This is a genomic window from Caulobacter sp. CCNWLW153, assembly GCF_036889365.1.
GTDB lineage: Bacteria > Pseudomonadota > Alphaproteobacteria > Caulobacterales > Caulobacteraceae > Caulobacter > Caulobacter radicis.
In genome coordinates this window covers 54,190-67,330 of the sequence record NZ_JBAKFV010000017.1, presented here as the reverse complement: position 1 = coordinate 67,330, position 13,141 = coordinate 54,190, and the positions used below count along the sequence as shown (strand labels likewise).

14 protein-coding genes are annotated in these 13,141 nt (G+C 71.4%); 7 read left to right on the top strand and 7 right to left on the bottom strand.

What is annotated here, in order from left to right:
* Window positions 1-109 precede the first annotated feature (109 nt).
* From V6S85_RS22440 to V6S85_RS22430, 3 genes are all read right to left on the bottom strand, one after another.
* A complete protein-coding gene (locus V6S85_RS22440) occupies window positions 110-508 on the bottom strand; it encodes an HK97 family phage prohead protease (RefSeq protein WP_334350318.1) in 399 nt (132 codons plus the stop codon).
* On the bottom strand, window positions 505-756 hold the full coding sequence (locus V6S85_RS22435; RefSeq protein WP_116487687.1) for a hypothetical protein: 252 nt from the start codon (window positions 754-756) through the stop codon (window positions 505-507). Before V6S85_RS22435 ends, V6S85_RS22440 begins: the two co-directional genes overlap by 4 nt.
* Window positions 757-913: 157 nt before the next feature.
* Window positions 914-2,050, bottom strand: coding sequence for a phage portal protein (locus V6S85_RS22430; protein ID WP_334350317.1), 1,137 nt, complete (start codon window positions 2,048-2,050; stop codon window positions 914-916).
* Window positions 2,051-2,147: 97 nt separating this feature from the next.
* Between V6S85_RS22430 and V6S85_RS22425 the strand changes: the two genes are divergently transcribed.
* Window positions 2,148-2,549 carry an endonuclease domain-containing protein gene (locus tag V6S85_RS22425; protein WP_116568523.1) on the top strand — a complete coding sequence of 134 codons (402 nt, stop codon included), beginning with the start codon at window positions 2,148-2,150 and terminating at the stop codon, window positions 2,547-2,549.
* 16 nt (window positions 2,550-2,565) lie between these two features.
* Here V6S85_RS22425 and V6S85_RS22420 read toward each other — a convergent pair whose 3' ends face one another.
* Together V6S85_RS22420 and V6S85_RS22415 are read right to left on the bottom strand one after the other, a co-directional pair.
* Complete coding sequence (locus V6S85_RS22420) at window positions 2,566-3,780, bottom strand: DNA-packaging protein (protein WP_116568522.1); 1,215 nt, start codon at window positions 3,778-3,780, stop codon at window positions 2,566-2,568.
* Window positions 3,734-4,207, bottom strand: coding sequence for a hypothetical protein (locus tag V6S85_RS22415; protein ID WP_116568521.1), 474 nt, complete (start codon window positions 4,205-4,207; stop codon window positions 3,734-3,736). Before V6S85_RS22415 ends, V6S85_RS22420 begins: the two co-directional genes overlap by 47 nt.
* Before the next feature lie 103 nt (window positions 4,208-4,310).
* On the opposite strand from V6S85_RS22415, the gene V6S85_RS22410 reads away from it, so the two are divergent.
* Complete coding sequence (locus tag V6S85_RS22410) at window positions 4,311-4,739, top strand: DUF7684 family protein (RefSeq protein WP_334350316.1); 429 nt, start codon at window positions 4,311-4,313, stop codon at window positions 4,737-4,739.
* On the opposite strand, the gene V6S85_RS22405 is transcribed toward V6S85_RS22410, so the two are convergent.
* Together V6S85_RS22405 and pbpC are read right to left on the bottom strand one after the other, a co-directional pair.
* The gene (locus tag V6S85_RS22405; RefSeq protein ID WP_334350315.1) at window positions 4,736-5,395 is read right to left on the bottom strand and encodes a hypothetical protein; all 660 of its coding nucleotides are present in this window, start codon (window positions 5,393-5,395) and stop codon (window positions 4,736-4,738) included. The genes V6S85_RS22410 and V6S85_RS22405 overlap by 4 nt on opposite strands.
* A complete protein-coding gene (gene pbpC / locus V6S85_RS22400) occupies window positions 5,392-7,545 on the bottom strand; it encodes a multimodular transpeptidase-transglycosylase PbpC (RefSeq protein WP_334350313.1) in 2,154 nt (717 codons plus the stop codon). Before pbpC ends, V6S85_RS22405 begins: the two co-directional genes overlap by 4 nt.
* Before the next feature lie 53 nt (window positions 7,546-7,598).
* Here pbpC and V6S85_RS22395 point away from each other — a divergent pair, with 53 nt between their 5' ends.
* The 5 genes from V6S85_RS22395 to V6S85_RS22375 all read left to right on the top strand — a co-directional run bounded on the left by V6S85_RS22395 (window position 7,599) and on the right by V6S85_RS22375 (window position 13,053).
* Window positions 7,599-8,087 carry a YcgN family cysteine cluster protein gene (locus V6S85_RS22395; RefSeq protein ID WP_116487679.1) on the top strand — a complete coding sequence of 163 codons (489 nt, stop codon included), beginning with the start codon at window positions 7,599-7,601 and terminating at the stop codon, window positions 8,085-8,087.
* 199 nt (window positions 8,088-8,286) lie between these two features.
* The gene (locus V6S85_RS22390) at window positions 8,287-8,688 is read left to right on the top strand and encodes a hypothetical protein (protein ID WP_334350312.1); all 402 of its coding nucleotides are present in this window, start codon (window positions 8,287-8,289) and stop codon (window positions 8,686-8,688) included.
* A 63-nt stretch (window positions 8,689-8,751) separates the two neighbouring features.
* On the top strand, window positions 8,752-9,468 hold the full coding sequence (locus V6S85_RS22385) for a DUF6250 domain-containing protein (protein WP_334350311.1): 717 nt from the start codon (window positions 8,752-8,754) through the stop codon (window positions 9,466-9,468).
* 295 nt (window positions 9,469-9,763) lie between these two features.
* Window positions 9,764-10,933: an acyltransferase family protein gene (locus tag V6S85_RS22380; protein WP_334350310.1), complete on the top strand. Its 1,170-nt coding sequence runs from the start codon at window positions 9,764-9,766 to the stop codon at window positions 10,931-10,933.
* Window positions 10,934-11,223: 290 nt separating this feature from the next.
* Window positions 11,224-13,053 carry an ABC-F family ATP-binding cassette domain-containing protein gene (locus tag V6S85_RS22375; RefSeq protein ID WP_116568940.1) on the top strand — a complete coding sequence of 610 codons (1,830 nt, stop codon included), beginning with the start codon at window positions 11,224-11,226 and terminating at the stop codon, window positions 13,051-13,053.
* Window positions 13,054-13,141: the final 88 nt, after the last annotated feature.

The following is a 13,141-nucleotide window of genomic DNA, read 5'->3' as shown; positions in this document are numbered from 1 at the left end:
CGGCCCGGCGAAAGCCGGGACGATGGAGGGGGAAGCGGCCGGCGTGGAAGCTTGCTTCCCCCTCCGGCCCTTCGGGCCACCTCCCCCTTCGGGGGAAGGATCCTGGTGTTCAAACCACCGCCAGCCGCGCCTGCGGCAGCATCGGGAAGGTCACAATCGACACCTCCCAGAGGTCGACGCGCGACAGCACCCGCAAGCGCCCGTCCGTCCGCGCCTTGACCTGCCGAAAGCCGATCGACAGGCCGTCCAGAGCGCCCGCCTCGACCAGCGTCGCCACCAGCCGCCCGCGCGGCGTCGCGGCAATGATCCGTCCACGGACGAATAGGCCGCGGGCGTCCTCAGAAGCCTCGTCCCAGACGCCCACGGGCTCGGCCTCGTCGTGCTGGTGCAGCATGCGGATCGGCCCGGCCTCCAGGCTCTGCTTGAAGGCGCCGGCGGCGGTGACGTCGTCGTTGAGATCGCGGGTCCAGAACAGCGAGGCGTAGCCCTCGATGTGCAGCTCGCTCATCGACCGCCCCCTTCCAGCTTGGCCTCGATCCGCACCAGGGCCGCGCGCGTGGCCTCGGCCTGGGTCTCCAGCCTGGCCAGCCGCTCGGCCACCGGGGCCTGGGCGTCGAGGCGCTTCTGCATCTCGTCGATCCGCGCGCTGGCCCGCCCGGCCCACATCAGCGCCGCGGCCGCCTGCAGCGTCACCGCCACCAGCACGGCCGCCGAGATCTGGCGGTCCAGCCGCCAGCGGTTGGGGGATGAAGTCATGGAAGTCCGTTCTCCAAGACCCTCCCCCTGAAGGGGGAGGTGTCGGCGAAGCCGACGGAGGGGGATGTGATTGCGGAGGTGGCGATGCACCGGAGGCCGAAGGGACTTCCCCCTCCAGCCCTTCGGGCCACCTCCCCCTTCGGGGGGAGGATCTTGATCACCCCTCCAGCCCCGCCAGCCGCCGCCGCTCCTCGTCGGTGAGAAAACTCGCCGCCTCCAGCCGCGCCCACAGCGCGTCCCGTTCAGCGCTCAGCGCGGGCACGGCGTCGAGGTCGCAGCCCACCCGCGCGCCGGGAAACTTCGGCCCCAGCCAGGCCGTGATCGCCCGCGCCGCCCGCTCGGCCAGCGGAACCACCGTGTGCCGCCAGAACGCCCCGTTGGCCTCGCGATAATTGGCGTAGGTGTTGTCGCCGGGGATCCCCAGCAGCTGCGGCGGAACCCCGAAGGCCAGGGCGATCTCCCGCGCCGCCGCGTGCTTGCCCTCGACGAAATCGAGGTCGGCCGGGGTCAGCGACATCGGCTTCCACTCCAGCCCGCCCTCCAGCAGCAGCGGCCGGCCGGCGTTGTCGGCGCCGGCATGCGCATTGGCCAGCTCGGCCTTCAGCCGCTCGAACTGCTCCTCGGAAAGCCGGTCCCCGTCGCGCCCGCCATAGACCAGCGCCCCCGACGGCCGCGCGGCGTTGTCGAGCAAGCCCTTGTTCCACGCCCCCGAGGCGTTGTGCACGTCGATGGCGAAGGCGGCGGCTTCGAGCGGCGAGGCCCCGTAGTGGTCGCTGGTCGGGTTGAACAGCTTCAGGTGCAGCACCGGCAGCCAGCCGTCGGCGTCGCGCCCGATCCGCGCCGTCCGCCCGCCGGCCTGGTAGTCATAGGCCGCCGGCCAGCCGCGCGGCCCGGGAACCACCGCCATCCGGTCGGGCCGCAGGGCGTAGAGCTCGGTCGGCTGCTCCCCGGCCGCCTCCAGGTAGCCGTTGCCCGCCACCTGCAAGTGCCCGAAGAACGCCTCCATCAGGTCAGGCCCGCCCTGCTCGGGATTGGGCGCCGCCAGCAGCCGCGCCAGCGGATGATCGTCGCCGCGCCGCCCGTCGTGGAACACCGCCAGCGGCACGGATCCCGCCGCCTCGGCGATCATCCGCACGCAGCGATAGGCCACGGGGTTCTTGGAAAACCCCTCGGCCGCCAGGGCCCCATAGTCCCTCGGCGTCCACTGCGGCCGCCCGCCGCTGGTCAGCGCCACCAGCCTGGCGGCCCGCGAATCCTTGATTTCCGGCACGCGCCGGCGCGCGAAAAGGGCCATGGCCGCTCCCGTGAAGGTTGAGAACAAATGAAGAACGATGTATTAAGATCCTCCCCCTGAAGGGGGAGGTGTCGCGAAGCGACGGAGGGGGAAGTCGATGCAGCCGCCCCGCCCCCGCATCGCCAGGGCCAGGAAGCTCAGGCGAGAGATGTCCCTCCCGGAAGTCCTGCTATGGCAGGGCCTCAAGGGTGGTCGCCTGAAAGGATGGAAATTCCGCCGGCAACATCCCGCTGGCCCCTACGTCTTGGATTTCTACTGCCCCGAAGCGCAACTGGCCGTCGAAGTCGACGGCTATGCCCATGACACCGAAGACCGGCCCGAGCGGGATCGCATTCGCGACATGCGTCTTGCCGAACGAGGCGTGCAAACCTTGCGGATACCGGCCTTCGAAGTGCTGGCGTCCGTCGACGATGCTCTGGCCACGATCCTGGCCACGATCGAAGACACTTCCCCCTCCGGCCCTCCGGGCCACCTCCCCCTTCGGGGGGAGGATCCTTGAAGCCGCCCGAAGGGCGCTAAACCACCCTAAGCCGCGGCGCCTTCCCCCCGCCCAGCATCAGTTCGCTCAGCGCCCAGACCAGCGCGTCGGCCCGGTCCGGGCTGTGGCCCAGGTCGCCGTCGCCCAGGCCCATCAGCTCCTCCTCCAGGGCCGGGAAGGCGCCGCAATGCACGACCTTCCCCTGCTCGTACAGCGCCGCCACCGGCTCGGCCCGGGCCCGCTTGCCCACCGACGCGCGCACCAGCTTGATCGGGCACGGCGGGGCGGCCTGGGCCAGCACGCTGCGCACCATGTCGCCGCCCTGGTTGGCCTCGGCCACCAGCGCGTCAGCGTCGAAATCCACGGCCGCCGCCACGGCCAGGCTCGCCCAGCCGTTGGGCGACAGCCCCCGCGCCGTGCGGTCGGCCAGCACATAGGCGCGGCCGTCGCGGCGGCCGGCGACCACCACCCCGCAGGCGTCGCCCCGCGCGGTGGCCGGCGGATCGACCGCCACCACCACCCGGTCGAATCTCGCCGGCGGCGCGCCCCGACAGCTCGCCAGGTCCTCGGCTCGGAACAGGCCGCCGTCGGTCTCGACGACGATCCCGTCCAGCTCCTGGGCCGCCAGCCGCGTGCCGCCGTACAGCGCCTCCAGCGTCGCCAGGAACCGGGGCGCGAGGTTCTCGGCGTTGGCCGCCGTCCCCGCCCGCGTCGTGACGACGCCCGGCTCGGCCATCAGCACCTTCAGCGCCCGGGTGGGCCGCGGCGTGGTGGTCACCACCAGCCGGGGGTCCTCGCCCAGCCGCAGGCCGAACCGCAGCATGGCCAGGGTCTCGCCGGCCTTGGGCCAGGCGCAGAACTCGTCGGCCCAGGCCGCATGGAACTGCGGCCCGCGCAGGCTGTCGGGATCCTCGGCCGAAAAGGCGTAGGCGGCGGCCCCATTGGGCCATACCAGCCGCCGGCGAGAGCTTTCCCAGCGCGGCCGGAAGGCCGGTCCGCTGGTCGCCCGGAGCCCCGAGGCGCCCTCGACCATCACCTCGCGCACGTCGTGCAGGGTCGGTCCCACCAGCGCCATGCGCGGCACGGTCAGCGCCATCTGCGCCAGCCAGCGCGCCCCGGCGAAGGTCTTGCCCGACCCCCGCCCGCCCAGCAGCAGGAAGGTCGACCAGTCCTCGCCCCCCTCCAGCTCCTGATGCGGCAGCGGCTCAGCCAGAGCGACGCTGAGAAACCTCCGCTGCTGCTCCGGGCTCATCGCAGCGGTCGTCGCCGCCGGCCCCGTCGCGCCGCTTGCGCTCCAGGAGCTCCGCAAGCTTGGCAACCTTGGACTCAACTGCGGCTCGAAGCTCTTCGGGATCGTCGGGGATCTCGCCATGCATGTCGGCCTCGTCCTCTTCGCCGTCGTCCGCGGCGGGCTGTCTCGAAGCCGAGATCTTTTGCGAACGCAGCCTGGCGGCGTGCAGCATCTCCACCGGTCGCCCGACCAGGGCCGCCAGCTTGCTCGCCTCCATCCGCGCCTTGGGCGGCTCACCCTGCACCTGGGTCAGCAGCTCCTTGGCCGCGCCGTGATAGGTCTCCACGACCAGGTCGCGGATCTCGGTCAGCAGCGCGTCGTTCTGTTCGCTTTTCTCGGCCATGACAGAAGTGTACGGCGCCAGCGAGCGCGTCTGATCCAGCCCCATGAGAAAGTTGCAAGCGACTGATATCGCGCGATCTTTTTCCGAATTCGCCGTGGATAGATGCTGCTCTATCCCCGTCCGGGCCGCCGCCTGCTAGGCTCTGACCATGACCGCCCTCGCCTATCTTCACCTGCCGCCCGGCGCGCCGCCGCCCGCGCTGCCGGTCGCGGCCCCCTTCAAGACCGTGCTGGTGCTCGAGGCGCCCGCCGACCCGGCCTGGCGCGCAAGGGTTTCAACCTGGCTGGTGGACGGCGGCTGCCTCTACGCCATGACCTGGGGCGCCGGTTGCGAGGCCTGGCACGACGCCATCGACGACGCCTTCATCGCCACCTTTCCGGGCGATCTGCCCGACGACGACCAGTTGATCATGACGACCTGGCACGACGGCGAAACCCTCGACGACGTCGCCTGGTTCGCCGCCCACGCGGCCGTCCATCCACTGTGCGACCTGGCCCGCGCCCTGGTGCTGCACGTCGCCGGCACGCCGCGAGAAGCCGACCTGATTGCGACCTTCCGCGCGTCCGCGACCGCCTAGCGCCCCTGGTGCAGCGCCCGGCAGTCGGCGCCTTCCAGCGCCTCGCCGGCCGCGGCCCGGCGCAGACGGTCCATCGCCGCCTCGCCCACGGCCTGGGCGTTGGCCCGGCCGGGGCCTTCGAAGGCCAGGGCGACCGGCGAGCGCCCCTTGGCGCGGATCACCACTTCCAGGCGCCCGGCCCGGTCGACCGCCGCCAGCACGCCGGCCGCGTCGATCCGGCGGACGCCCTGGCTCTGCGGCGGCGCGGGCAGGGCCTCCATGCCGGGCGGAAGGGCCGCCGCCGTCCATGCGACGGGCCCGCCGTCGATCAAAACCCCGTCGGCCAGCAGGTCCACGGTCCAGCCGCGCCCGGTCTCGCGGGTCCAGGCGACCATCCGCGCCTCGATCGCCCAGGCGCCGGGCGTTCCGTCAGGGGCGGTCGCCGTCGCCAGGTAGCGCACCCAGGGCGTGGCCGGCGCGCCGCGCGGCGCAGCCTGCGGCGGGACGACGACGACCTCGGCCTTCTCCAACCGCCCGTCCGGCCAGGCGTGCGCGTAGGCCTGCCCGTTCCAGCCCTTGACCGTCCATTCGGCGAAGCAGGCGCGCGGCGCCGGCTCGGCCATCGCCGCCCCGCCCCAGGCCAGAACCAACACCAGACCGGCCGCCCGCCCGATCAATACGGCAGCTCCTCCGGCGCCGGGACCGGCCCCCGCCCGTCGTCGACCGGCGCGTCCTGCGCCGCCTCGCTCTCCAGCTCAGACGCCGTACGGGCGAACTCCGAGGCCAGGGTCTCGTAGAAGCCGTTGCGCGGATCGGGCGAGGTGCGGGGCGAAGGATCGGGCAGCAGCCACGGGAAATCCCGGATCGCCAGGTTCTGGTGCGCGGCCAGCATGTAGCGGCGCCAGATGCTGGCCGGCATGTCGCCGCCCACCACCTTGTTCATCGGCTTGTCGTTGTCGTTGCCCACCCACACGCCGGTGGCGAAGTCCGGGGTGAAGCCCACGAACCAGGCGTCGCGCCAGTTCTGGCTGGTGCCGGTCTTGCCCGCCGCCGGCCAGCCGAACGCCGCCCGCTTGGCCGTGCCCTGGTCGACCACCTTCTTCATCATCTTGACCATCATGCTGGCCTTGGCGATGTCATAGACCTGCGCCGGGGCCATCGGCCCGCGGGCATAGATCGGCCGGCCGTCCTGGGCGGTGATGCTCTCGATGACATAGGGCTCCACCCGCTGGCCGCCCAGCTGGAAGACCTGGAAGCCCGAGGTCATCTGCAACAGGTTCACCTCATAGGCCCCCAGCGCCACCGACAGGTCGGGCCGGTCGGGCAGGCTGGTGATCCCGAAGCGCCGGGCCAGATTGCCCACCTGCGCGCCGCCGGCTTCCTGGGCCAGCTTGACGGCGATGGTGTTGGTGGAATTGACCAGGGCCTGCTCCACCGTCATCGGGCCGCGATAGTCGCCGCCGTAGTTCTCGGGCTTCCAGTCGCCGAACTGCACCGGCCCGTCGACGCGGATGTCGGTCGGCAGCACGCCCTTCTCCAGGGCGGCGGCATAGACGAACGGCTTGAAGGTCGAGCCCGGCTGGCGCCTGGCCTGCACCGCGCGGTTGAAGGGGCTGGCGATGTAGTCCGTGCCGCCCACCATCGCCCGGATCGCCCCGTCGGCCGACAGCGACAAGAGCGCCGCCTGGCTGGCGCCGGCGTGCTGGCCGCCCAGCGCGATGGCCTGGCGCACGATGTCGGCCCCGGCCTTCTGCAGGCGGGTGTCGATGGTCAGGCGGACGACGAGATCAGGGGCGTTCTGGCCGGCGATGCGGATCGCCTCGGTGGTGGCGTAGTCCAGCACCCAGCCGTAGTCGCCCTCGTCGCTGACCGCGTCGGGTGAAAGCTTGGGCGTGTCGTCCAGGGCCGCGGCGTGCTCGGCCGCCGTGATCCAGCCCTCCTTCTCCATGTTCGCCAGCACCAGGCGCGAGCGGGCCAGCGCCCCCTCCATGTCGCGGGTCAGGGCCAGGCGCGACGGCGCCTTGGGCAGCGACGCCAGCAGGGCGGCTTCCGACAGGGTCAGCCGGCTGGCGGGCTTGCCGAAATAGGTCTGGGCCGCGCCGTCGACGCCATAGGTGTTGGCCCCGAAGAACACGCGGTTGAGATAGAGCTCCAGCACCTCGTCCTTGGTCAGCACCTGCTCCAGGCGCCAGGCCATCAGCATTTCCTGAAGCTTGCGCTCGACCGTGCGGTCGGGGGTCAGGAACAGGCCCTTGGCCAGCTGCTGGGAAAGGGTCGAGGCGCCCTGCACCGTGCGGCCGGCGCGCCAGTTGACGTAAGCCGCCCGGACGATGCCGTAGAGGTCGATCGGGCCGTGCTTGTAGAAGCGCTTGTCCTCGGCCGCCAGGAAGGCCAGCGGCACATAGCCGGGCACGGTCTTGACCGTCACCCGCTGGCCGTAGCGCGGCCCGCGCGTGGCGATCACCTGGCCGCTGCGGTCCTCGAACCGCACGCCCGGCGCGCGGTTGACGGCGAACAGCGCCTCTCGCGACGGCAGGTCCGGCGTGTCCTTCAGATACTTGAACCAGACATAGGCCCCCGCGCCGCCCACGGCGAGGAAGCCCAGGATCACGCCGACCAGCAGGGTCAGCCACACCCAGCCCCAGCCGCCCCGCTTGCGCGGCGTCTTCAGGTCGGCGCGGAAAGGCTCTTCAGGCGGACGCTGCGGCGGGCCTTTCGGGGGCTGCGGAGGCGGCGGCGGAACCGGCGCGAAACCGCCGCCCGCCGGCGGCGTCGGGCGCGCGGGCGGGTCGTCGAACCTGTAGGGCGGCAGCGTCCAGTCGTTCACGTGCGGTGTTGCGTCCGGTTGGTCTTATCGGCGTTTGGGTTTAGGACGCGCGGATGATGCCGCGCAAACCTTTCTGGGAGACGAAATCCCTTCACCAGATGACCGTCCCCGAGTGGGAGAGTCTATGCGACGGCTGCGGCCTTTGCTGCCTGGTTCGCTTCGAAGACGAAGACACCGGCGAGGTGATCCCCACCCGCGTGCACTGCCAGCTGCTCGACGCCCATCTTTGCCGCTGCAGCGACTATGCCAATCGCCGCAAGACGGTGCCCGACTGCATCAAGCTGACGCCGCACAACATCGAGGACCTGGAGTGGATGCCCCCCTCCTGCGCCTATCGCCGCCTGCACGAGGGCAAGACCCTGCCCCAGTGGCACCCGCTGATCACCGGCGACCCCGACAGCCCCCACAAGGCCGGCGTCTCGGTCCGCGACCAGACCATCAGCGAAGCCAGCCTCGACGATCCGGAAGACGCCATGGACTTCGTGGCCACCGACCTGATGGTCGACAAGGGCGACTGGCCCTACGAGCCGGACGAGGACTGACTTCAAGATCCTCCCCCTGAAGGGGGAGGTGGCCCGTAGGGCCGGAGGGGGAAGTTCCCGCCGCCTCGGAGACGGCCGCTGGCTCGGAAGCCACATCCCCCTCCGTCGCTCCGCGACACCTCCCCCTTCGGGGGGAGGATTTCCTGAGCTTGACCTTTACGAGCGAACCACCACCTCAAGCTGCACCTTGAGGAAACCCATGCTCCTGACCGTCCTGCTGATGTGCCTGTTCGCCGCCGCCCGCCACGACGGCCCCGCGCGGCGCTGGCTGGTCGAGGTCCCCGCCGAGCGGCTGGCGGCCATGACGCCGCGCAACGCCGTCGCCCTGATGCTGCTGCTGGCCATCGCTCCCTTGGCTGGCCAAGTGATCCTGCCGGAAATGGCCTGGATCCTGGCCCTGGATCTCGCCGCCTGGATCGAGGTCGGCGTCGCCGCCACGGTGATGGCCCGCCTCGTCCCGGCCTGGAAAGGCCTGCGCGCCGGCGCCGCCCGCCTGGTCCGCGCGGCGGTCCGCCCCGCCGGCCGCGCCCGACGCGGTCCCGCCGCCCGCCGCAAGCCGGCCAAGGCCCCCGCGCCCGAAGACGGATGGGCGTTTGCGTAGAGCCCTTCTCCCACAGGGGGAGAGGGGCTTCGCGGCAGTCCCGAGCCCTGCTACCCCTGCCCCATGCTCACCCGCCGGTCCCTCGCCCTGTCCGCCCTCGCCCTGCCGCTGGCCAACGCCGCCCGGGCGCAAGCTCCCGAGCCATGGCGCAAGGCCGATCGTCTTTATACGGATGATTTCACCCAGGGCCTGGCCGACTGGACCATCGAGGCCGAGCAGCCGGCCAAGGTCGCCGCCCGGAACGGCGTCCTCGAGCTGGACGCCCCGGCCGGCCTGACGGCCTGGTTCAAGCCGCGCCTGCAAGGCCCCGTGCTGATCGAATACCAGGCCCTGGCCGTCTACGAAGGCGGCCGCAACGACCGGATCAGCGACCTCAACGCCTTCTGGATGGCCACCGACGTTCGCAGCCCCGGCGACCTTTTCGCCAGCCCCCGCACCGGCGCCTTCGCCGGCTACGACCTCTTGAAGACCTACTATGTGGGCCAGGGCGGCAACTACAATTCCAGCACCCGCCTGCGCCGCTATGTCGGCCGTCCGGGCGACCGCCCGATGCTGCCCCAGCACGACCTCAAGGACGCCCGCGCCCTGCTCCAGCCCAACCGTTGGGTCCACGTCCAGCTCGTGGCCTATGGCGACCTCGTCCAATACTGGGCCGACGGCCGCAAGCTGTTCGAACTGCGCGACCACGACGCCTACACCGCCGGCTGGTTTGGCCTGCGCACGACGTGGAGCCGGTTGCGGTTCAAGGATTTCTCGGTGTGGCGGCTGGCGGCGGCCTGAAGACCCTCCCCCTGAAGGGGGAGGCGCCGCGAAGCGACGGAGGGGGAAGTAGCTCGATAGCCTGCCACCCCCCGCGAAAGCTGAAAACGTCCCCCCTCCGGCCCTCCGGGCCACCTCCCCCAGAGGGGGAGGATCTAAAGCGGCGGGAGCTGTCGGCGAAGCCGACTGAGGGGGCCGGCGCGCCCCCTCGAAATCTCCCGAAATCTCCCCCCATCCCCCGTGACGACTCAAGGTTGATCGGTCACCATCCTCACCGGCCGCCGCAATCGCCTTCCCGGCGGTCTCCAGGATCCTCATGACCGCCCTCCTCGGACCCTCGCGCCCGGCCGTCCACGGGCGCGCCTACGGCCCCGACCTGCTGCGCGCCGCCGCCATCCTGCTGGTCATGGCCTGGCACATGCCGGGGCCCGCCCGGCCCGAGACCCTGGCGGCGATCCGGCCGTTCGGCTGGCTGGGAGTCGACGTCTTCTTCGTGCTCAGCGGCTACCTGATCGGCGCCCAGCTCCTGAAGGGGATCGCCGCGGGAAACGGCGTCGCGTTCAAGCGCTTCTGGATCAGCCGCGCCTTTCGCATCCTGCCCGCCTTCCTGGTGGTGCTGGCGCTCTATTTCGCCCTGCCCGGCTTCTCGGACGGCAAGGCGATCCAGCCGCTGTGGCGGTTCCTGACCTTCACCATGAACTTCGGCCTCGACTACCGGGTCACCGGGGCCTTCACCTCGGCCTGGTCGCTGTGCGTGGAGGAGCATTTCTACTGGCTTCTCCCCCCGCTGGTCCTCGTCCTGGCGCGGGCGCGCGGAGCGGGACCGGCGATGGCGCTGGGCGCGGCCGTGATCCTGGGCGGCATGGCCCTGCGCTGGGGGATCTGGCACGGCCCCGCCGCCGACCCGGCCACGCGGCTCGCCGACTTCCTGCGGCTCATCTACTATCCCACCTGGACCCGCCTGGACGGCCTGGCCATGGGGGTGCTGCTGGCCGCCGCCCGGGTGTTCCGCCCCGCCGCCGTCGCCCGTTTCGCCCCGCCCTGGCTGACCGGACCGCTGGGCCTTCTGGCCGCCGCCGGCACGGTCGCCTTGTGCATCCGCCACGCCGACGGGGTCAGCCTGGACCTGGCCGGCGCGGTCGTCGTCTATCCGCTGGCCTGCCTGGCCACGACCCTGCTGCTGTGCGCCCTGCTCGACCTTGAGCCCGCCCTCCAGCGCCTGCCGCTGGCCCCGGTGACGCTGGTCGCCACGCTGGCCTACAGCCTCTACCTCGTCCACAAGCCGGTGCAGCACATGCTGCGCGAGCGGCTGGGCGACGGGGTGCTGCACGGCTGGACCGGCCTTGGCCTCTATCTCGCCGCCGACTTCGCGGCCGCGCTCCTGCTGTGGCTGCTGGTCGAACGCCCGTTCCTGCGCCTGCGCGAGCGGGTCCTGCGGCGGCCGGCCCCGGCGGTCGTGGAGGAGGAGATGAGGCGGGCGGCGTGAGACAAAGATCCTCCCCCTGAAGGGGGAGGTGTCGCGAAGCGACGGAGGGGGAAGTGGCTCGATAGCCTGCCACCCCCTCGAAAGCTGAAAACGTCCCCCCTCCGGCCCTCCGGGCCACCTCCCCCAGCGGGGGAGGATCTAGAACGCCAAGATGCTCCCCCTCTGGGGGAGCTGTCGGCAAAGCCGGCTGAGGGGGCTCTCCCCACAAACTTTCCGCCTTCCCCCTCCCCGCGCCCTGCTATAGGCCCCATCTCCTCGCCTCGCCCCCTACCAGACGTAAAGACCGCTTCATGGCCGCCCCCGCCCGCGCCCCCGTTCTCGCCCTCAAGGACGTCCGTCTCGCCGACGGCGCCAAGCCGCTGTTCGACGGCGTGGACCTGGCCCTGGAGCCGCGCGTGCGCGCCTGCCTCGTCGGCCGCAACGGCGCGGGCAAGTCGACCCTGCTCAAGGTGCTGGCCGCCCAGGGCGCCGAGCCCGACAGCGGCGAGCGCGCCGTGCAGCCGGGCGCCAAGGTGGTGTTCGTCAGCCAGGAGCCGGAGATCACCGGCGAGACCCTGCTCGACTACTGCACGGCCGGCGGCGCCCAGGACTACGAGGCCCACGCCACCCTGGCCGACTTCGGCCTGGACTTCGCCCAGAGCACGCAAGGCCTGTCGGGCGGCGAGCGTCGCCGCGCCGCTCTGGCCCGGGCCTTCGCCGAGCAGCCCGACGTGCTGCTGCTGGACGAGCCGACCAACCACCTCGACATCTTCGCCATCCAGACGCTGGAAGAGGAGCTGGCCAACTCCAAGTGCGCGGCGCTGATCGTCAGCCACGACCGCGCCTTCCTCAACCGCGTCACCCAGCGCACCTTCTGGCTGGAGCACCGCAAGGTGCGCCGCCTCGACAAGGGCTTCGCCGAGTTCGAGCCCTGGAGCGAGCAGGTGCTGGCCGCCGAGGCCGAGGAAGAGCGCCGCCTCAACAAGAAGCTGGAAGTCGAGAACGCCTGGCTGGCCCGCGGCGTCCAGGGCCGCCGGGCCCGCAACGAGGGCCGCCGCCGCGCTCTCCTGGACCTGCGCGCCCAGAAGAAGGACATCCAGTCCGACAAGCGCGGCTCGATGTCGATGGCCGTCGAAAGCTCGGGCACGTCGGGCAAGCGGGTGGTCGAGGCCAAGGGCCTGACCAAGAAGTTCGGCGAGCGGGTCATCGTCGAGAACTTCTCGACCCGCATCCTGCGCGGCGACCGCGTGGCCCTGGTCGGTCCCAACGGCGCGGGCAAGACCACCCTGGTGCGCATGCTGCTGGGCGAGATCGCGGCCGACGCCGGGACCGTGCAGATGGGCACCAATCTCGAGATCGCCTATGTCGACCAGAACCGCCTGGCGCTGTCGGAAAAGATCACCGTCTGGGACTTCCTGACCCCGTCGGGCGGCGACTCCATCCTGGTGCGGGGCGTGTCCAAGCACGTGGCCGGCTACGCCAAGGAGTTCCTGTTCACCGAGGCCCAGCTGCGCCAGCCGGTCACCAGCCTGTCGGGCGGCGAACGCAACCGCCTGCTGCTGGCCCGGGCGCTGGCCTCGCCGATGAACCTGATGGTGCTCGACGAACCGACCAACGACCTCGACATGGACACGCTGGACCTGCTGGAAGAGCTGCTGGCTGATTTCGAGGGAACCCTCATTCTGGTCAGCCACGACCGCGACTTCATCGACCGCCTGGCCACCTCGACCATCGCCATGAACGGCCATGGCGACGTGCTGGAGACCCCCGGCGGCTGGACCGACCTGATCGACCAGTCCCCTAACTTCTTCAAGGGCGCGCGCGGCGCGGCCGGCGACTTCGCCACCGGCACCGGCTCGCACAAGGCCGTCGTCACGCCCGCCGCCGCCCCGCCCAAGAAGGCCACCAAGCTGTCCTACAAGGACCAGCGACGCCTGGAGGAGTGCGAGGCCCTGATCGCGGGTTCGCCCAAGATCCTGGCCGACCTGGAGAAGAAGCTGGACGACCCCAACCTCTACGCCCGCGACCCGGCCGGCTTCGACAAGATCATGAAGGCCCTCGACAAGGCCCGCGCCGATCTCGCCCAGGCCGAGGAAGACTGGCTGATGCTCGAGGAAAAGCGCGAGGCCATGGCCGGCTGAGAGGGCAGGGAGCGGCCGGCTCGAATTCACGCGGCGCGCCAGGCCGACTGTATTGGCGTTGGCGCATGCTGATCGCATAGCCGCCCCA

Coding starts and splice junctions, on each gene's coding strand:
- V6S85_RS22410 (WP_334350316.1), top strand. CDS start 4,311: ATGACCGCCCTCGCCTATCTTCACCTGCCGCCCGGCGCGCCGCCGCCC.
- V6S85_RS22425 (WP_116568523.1), top strand. CDS start 2,148: ATGCAGCCGCCCCGCCCCCGCATCGCCAGGGCCAGGAAGCTCAGGCGA.
- V6S85_RS22440 (WP_334350318.1), bottom strand. CDS start 508: ATGAGCGAGCTGCACATCGAGGGCTACGCCTCGCTGTTCTGGACCCGC.
- V6S85_RS22395 (WP_116487679.1), top strand. CDS start 7,599: ATGATGCCGCGCAAACCTTTCTGGGAGACGAAATCCCTTCACCAGATG.
- V6S85_RS22390 (WP_334350312.1), top strand. CDS start 8,287: ATGCTCCTGACCGTCCTGCTGATGTGCCTGTTCGCCGCCGCCCGCCAC.
- V6S85_RS22375 (WP_116568940.1), top strand. CDS start 11,224: ATGGCCGCCCCCGCCCGCGCCCCCGTTCTCGCCCTCAAGGACGTCCGT.
- V6S85_RS22430 (WP_334350317.1), bottom strand. CDS start 2,050: ATGGCCCTTTTCGCGCGCCGGCGCGTGCCGGAAATCAAGGATTCGCGG.
- V6S85_RS22385 (WP_334350311.1), top strand. CDS start 8,752: ATGCTCACCCGCCGGTCCCTCGCCCTGTCCGCCCTCGCCCTGCCGCTG.
- V6S85_RS22435 (WP_116487687.1), bottom strand. CDS start 756: ATGACTTCATCCCCCAACCGCTGGCGGCTGGACCGCCAGATCTCGGCG.
- V6S85_RS22420 (WP_116568522.1), bottom strand. CDS start 3,780: ATGAGCCCGGAGCAGCAGCGGAGGTTTCTCAGCGTCGCTCTGGCTGAG.
- V6S85_RS22380 (WP_334350310.1), top strand. CDS start 9,764: ATGACCGCCCTCCTCGGACCCTCGCGCCCGGCCGTCCACGGGCGCGCC.
- V6S85_RS22415 (WP_116568521.1), bottom strand. CDS start 4,207: ATGGGGCTGGATCAGACGCGCTCGCTGGCGCCGTACACTTCTGTCATG.